This window comes from Kroppenstedtia sanguinis, assembly GCF_050433445.1.
Lineage (GTDB): Bacteria > Bacillota > Bacilli > Thermoactinomycetales > DSM-45169 > Kroppenstedtia > Kroppenstedtia sanguinis.
On record NZ_JBNPXF010000049.1, the window covers coordinates 1 to 2,741 of the forward strand.

Sequence of the window (2,741 nt, forward strand, 5' to 3'; positions counted from 1 at the left end):
GGGGGAACCTCTTTTGGATCGGATTCCCCGAAAGAGCCAACGTAAAAGATCCAATCAACCCGCCTCCTATTTTGGAAGATTGTTGGTTAATTGGAGGATAGTTTATCTTGACTTTTCTAACCAATAGGACTTTGGTTGTAAAAAGAAAAAATCCAGTGATAGCTGGATGTTGGCCTGGATATGCCCCTTTCGATGGCTGCCATACTTAATAAAAGTTGATTGAAAAAGATTCCCGCCGATAAAAAGGATTGCAGTTTGTTATACATTCAAATCAGCTCCAATCATTTATGTTGAGAGATAGGTTGATAATCGGTGAAAAATTTTAATGGATTTGTACAACTTCCGGTTGATTGAGAAGATCTCGTTTGTTAAAAAAGTATAATCAGGGAGAGACAGTATCTCTCGGTTCGATTAAGTAGGAACGATCCTGAAAGCAGAGTGAAAAATCAGGATGTACCAGACGCACCCTCTTATAAGACTTCTTTTAATTATTCAATGCAGGCAACAAAAATCCGGAGTGGGTAAACACTCCGGATTTTTGGTTTTCCTATCACTGGCTAATCTGTTGGATCAGTGCTTGTTTGCTATGGATGGTTTCAATTTGAGGGTCCACTTGTTGGGGAGCTTCCACCTGTTGGCCCTCCACTGCGAACTTGCCCTGATAGGCACCAGTGATCACGTAGGCGTCTTTCGCGACGGGGCCTTTGTATTTTTCCAGAAACAAGATGTATCGCTGGGAGGGATCCATCACCCGATTGTCTTCCATGGTAAGATGGTTCTTCCCGTCAAAACCCCCGGTTTCCAGGACGGTGATCTTTTTCTCTTTCAGTTTTCCGTTCAAAACTTGATCCACTTGCAGGGTGCTGGTGGTGAACAGAACTCCCTCATGGCTGAGAGTTTTCTGAGACCGGGCAGTCCCTTCCACGATCAGGTCGGCTGCTTTTTTCATTTCATCCACATGGGTGTAAGTGTGGTCCACAGACAGATCCATTTCCAATTCTTTCGGGGCGATGAACGAGAGGTAGATCCCGACGGCCAACAGTACGGCCAGAGCCAGTACCGTGATGGTGAAAGCCCGGCCCTTCACAGCTTGGATCACTTTTTATCCCTCCTTGGAGTGAAAGTGCTCATGGGTAGATGGCATTGACTCCATTGATATCATCTGAGGTCGGGGAGTAGACGGTACGGCCATCGTTGGAGTACATGACTGATCCGCCGGGTCCGAGGCTGTCCTCGTGGGAGAGTCCTAGAGCATGGCCTAGTTCATGGGTGATGACGCCCTTGCGCTGGGCAGATGAATACCCATCGGTGTAAAGGGTGTTGATGGAAATGTCGGCGTGCTGAATCGTATTGCCGGAAACTTGGGTTAGGGAGCAGAGTCCGCTCCATCCAGTGTTTCCATAGTTGGCAGCATTTGTGCTGACACCAGCAGTGTTGCCCCCATACACATAGTTTGCATGGGTACGGTTGTTCCAATCATTCTTGCCGTTGTTGCATTGCGTGGTGTAATCGCCGTGCATATCACATTCATAGGAGATGGTGGAGCTGGCCCATTTGTATCCCCAAAGCTGATAGGCCATTGTCGGTGTCCAGGACCCAAACACCAACAAAGCAAGAGTGATGACGGTGATTTTTTTCAGCAAAAAGATCTTCCTCCCTCACCATGGATTTCAGATTGGAATGCAATCTGTGAGAAATAATTCTACAAGGATTCAAATAATCCTCTAACTTCTGAATTTTTTTAATAGAATTCGGCTCTATTTGGTTGAGATCTTTATCTCGTGGCGCTTTTGTAGGGTTTTTAGAGATAAATTGAACCGATTTGATCATTACTATAAAATAGCAATAGGAGATTCAAGCACGCTGCAATTGAAATCGGGTGTATGACTACGCGAGATTCTATGATTTTCTGCTGAATGGATGGAGCGAGATCCGAACGGCAACCAACTGGAAGCAATGCGCAATTAAGGGAAGTACTGAGGTGGATGTGGTTCAGAAGAGGGGATAAATTCCGGTTTCCTGAACTAAATGGCCCCCGACGGGGGAATGGAGAGGATGGTATGGATGCATAAACCCTATAAAATTGCTGCCAAAGCGATTATTTTCGATGGAGATCAGGTGTTGGTTCTGCGTAAATCGAAAGCGGAGCGGAGTGCGAAGGATACTCACGGATGGGATTTCCCCGGAGGGGGATTGGAACCTGCGGAACCCCTGATGGAGGCACTGTATCGGGAAGTGCAGGAGGAGACAGGGCTTTCCATCCGGGTGGTGGGTCCTGCTTACATCTATGATGATCTTCAGGAAGAGAAGCACCTGATTATCATCAAGTTCGCTTGTCGACAACCGGTGGGCGAAGTGAAACTGAGTGCTGAGCACGACAGTTACCACTGGACCCGGATGGATGAATTGGATTCGTCGCCCTATCCCGAGTGGATGAAAGAGGAGATCCGTCGCGCTTACCGCATCTATATGGAACGATGAAAAAGGCCGCCCCCAATCGGAGCGGCCTCTGTTTAATTCATTTTGGACCAGTCGATACTCTCTTCCACGATCTGGGCCAATGTTTCGAGATGGTTCCGATCGATATCATCGAAGCGGTTGGGGACGGGGCTGTCAATATCCAGCACTCCGATGATGCGCCCCTGGGCCTGCAAAGGGATCACGATCTCGGATCGCGATGCAGGGTCACAGGCGATATGACCGGGAAATTGGTGGACGTCAGGGACCAGCTGGGTGGATCG

The 2,741-nt window shown here is 47.9% G+C and carries 4 protein-coding genes; 1 reads left to right on the forward strand and 3 read right to left on the reverse strand.

Going from position 1 to position 2,741, the window contains the following annotated elements; genetic code table 11:
• Positions 1–550: 550 nt before the first annotated feature.
• Together JOD24_RS15985 and JOD24_RS15990 are read right to left on the reverse strand one after the other, a co-directional pair.
• Entirely contained in the window at positions 551–1,099 is a 549-nt protein-coding gene (locus tag JOD24_RS15985; protein ID WP_380167104.1) for a hypothetical protein, read from the reverse strand.
• A gap of 28 nt (positions 1,100–1,127) precedes the next feature.
• Entirely contained in the window at positions 1,128–1,643 is a 516-nt protein-coding gene (locus tag JOD24_RS15990) for a matrixin family metalloprotease (RefSeq protein ID WP_380167105.1), read from the reverse strand.
• A 421-nt stretch (positions 1,644–2,064) separates the two neighbouring features.
• Here JOD24_RS15990 and JOD24_RS15995 point away from each other — a divergent pair, with 421 nt between their 5' ends.
• Positions 2,065–2,481, forward strand: coding sequence for an NUDIX hydrolase (locus JOD24_RS15995; protein ID WP_380167106.1), 417 nt, complete (start codon positions 2,065–2,067; stop codon positions 2,479–2,481).
• Positions 2,482–2,513: 32 nt separating this feature from the next.
• Here JOD24_RS15995 and JOD24_RS16000 read toward each other — a convergent pair.
• Positions 2,514–2,741: GAF domain-containing protein (locus JOD24_RS16000; protein ID WP_429247346.1), on the reverse strand; the 228-nt coding region annotated here is incomplete at its 5' end.